1 protein-coding gene and 1 pseudogene are annotated in these 367 nt (G+C 54.0%); both read left to right on the top strand.

Features of this window, described 5'->3' with window-relative positions; genetic code table 11:
- Positions 1–218: pseudogene (locus VU18_RS15390) on the top strand (ABC transporter permease); the annotation flags it as partial.
- A partial coding sequence (locus VU18_RS15385; protein WP_047758425.1) for an ATP-binding cassette domain-containing protein occupies positions 202–367 on the top strand: 166 nt, incomplete at its 3' end. The pseudogene VU18_RS15390 and the gene VU18_RS15385, both read left to right, overlap by 17 nt.

Below are 367 nucleotides of genomic sequence, written 5' to 3'. Positions count from 1 at the left end.
CGGTGATCGACTGGAGCTCCAAAAGTGAGTGGTTCGAGTCGCAGCCGTCATCCGTCAAGAAGCAAATTGAAGCCATTTATCAAGCGTTTCAGCCGCTGGATGTCGACCAAAAGCAACGATGTTTGCGGACATGGTATGCGAACATGGATGACGGTTGGACATGGGACCGCATCTTTGAGATGATGCAGGAGGTGAACGGCGTTGGCGGTCGTCATTGAAGGATTGACGAAAATCGTGAAAAAGAAGCCGATTTTATCCGATGTCTCCCTCACCCTCTCCGGCGTGTACGGCTTGCTGGGGCCAAACGGCGCCGGCAAGACGACGTTGATGCGCATTGTGGCCGGACTGTTGGAGTTCAATGCCGGAC

The sequence above is a fragment of the Geobacillus sp. ZGt-1 genome (assembly GCF_001026865.1).
Taxonomy (GTDB): Bacteria; Bacillota; Bacilli; order Bacillales; family Anoxybacillaceae; genus Geobacillus; species Geobacillus thermoleovorans.
This window is presented reverse-complemented; position numbering and strand designations above follow the sequence as displayed.